Origin of the sequence: Psychrobacter sp. Pi2-51 (genome assembly GCF_904846665.1) — a bacterium.
In the GTDB taxonomy this organism is placed as follows: Bacteria; Pseudomonadota; Gammaproteobacteria; order Pseudomonadales; family Moraxellaceae; genus Psychrobacter; species Psychrobacter glaciei.
Window position 1 is genome coordinate 1 of the sequence record NZ_CAJHBP010000061.1, and the last position, 1,361, is coordinate 1,361.

The 1,361-nt window shown below is 41.0% G+C and carries 1 protein-coding gene; it reads left to right on the forward strand.

Annotated features, from left to right (window positions below):
* Positions 1-41 precede the first annotated feature (41 nt).
* Positions 42-1,324 (forward strand): IS3 family transposase gene (locus tag JMY08_RS13895; RefSeq protein ID WP_201593763.1). Its coding sequence is split into 2 segments (ribosomal slippage): positions 42-420 and positions 420-1,324, totalling 1,284 coding nucleotides; the frame shifts between segments, so codons are not numbered across the junction.
* Positions 1,325-1,361: the final 37 nt, after the last annotated feature.

Consider the following 1,361-nt stretch of genomic DNA (forward strand, 5'->3'; position numbering starts at 1 on the left):
TGTCCCATCCTAGAATGAGTTGATATATTTTAGGCGATATTATGTCAAACCTAGAGAGTAACAGAGCTAAGCGCAGTCAAAAAGATTACACCTTAGGCTTTAAATTAAGCGTTGTGGATAGCGTTGAAAAAGGCGACATGACTTACAAACAAGCCCAAGCCATTTATGGCATTCAAGGTCGTAGTACCGTTTTGGTTTGGCTACGCAAACATGGTAAATTAGACTGGACAGGTTCTAACCAGCGGAGGCGTTGTCCTATGTCAGCCCACAACCCTAGTGTAGAAACACCCGCTCAGCAGATAAAACGGCTAGAGCGAGAGCTTGCAGACGAAAGAGATCGCAACCTCATCTTAAATACTATGATTGATATTTATGATAAAGACTATGGCGTAAACTTAAGAAAAAAGTCTGTCACGACAGTCTCTGGCAACTCAGGAAAAACGGACAAGTGAGTTTAGCTAAAGGCTGTCGATTAGTAGGGATTAGCACTCAAGCGGTTTATCAACATAGAGATCGACAGCTCAAGCGAGCAGATGAATTAGCTGTACTGTCTGAATGGGTTGGTTTTTACCGTCAGTTCATGCCAAAGCTTGGTGGACGCAAATTGTACTACTTAATCAAACCTAAGCTTATAGAGGTAGGTATTAAGCTGGGACGTGATGGGTTCTTTGATTACTTGCGAGCGCATAACTTACTGGTAAAACCCAAACGTAGCTATACTAAAACAACCAACAGTAAGCACTGGTTCAAGAAATATCCTAATTTGTTAAAGGATAATCAAAACCAGCCGATTATGCCGGAACAAGTACTCGTGGCAGACATTACCTATGTAAAGTCTGGTGAGGGTACGCACTACTTATCACTCGTCACGGATGCTTATTCAAGACAGATTATGGGCTATCATTTAAGTGAAGACATGAGAGCTTGCAATGTGATTAAAGCGTTAAAGATGGCGCAGTCTAACCGATGCTATCGTCATGCTGCTATTCATCATTCAGACAGAGGACTACAGTACTGCTCTGCGCTTTATCAAGAGGCACTCAATGACTATCAGATAATGCCATCAATGACTGATGGGTATGATTGTTACCAAAACGCCTTGGCTGAAAGAATTAATGGCATACTAAAGTATGAGTTCTTACTATACGAGTGTAATACCTTTGACGAATTAAAGGCGCTAATAAAAGAGTCGGTTCATCTATACAATGACATGCGACCGCATTTGAGTTTAAATATGCTAACGCCGAACCAAGTTCATAACGATAGAAAACAATGTCTAGTAAGCAGTACTCAAAGAAAAAGTCAGATACTGCTAAGTATCTGACTTCTCATAAACCCTCAACCTATTCTAGGATGGGACA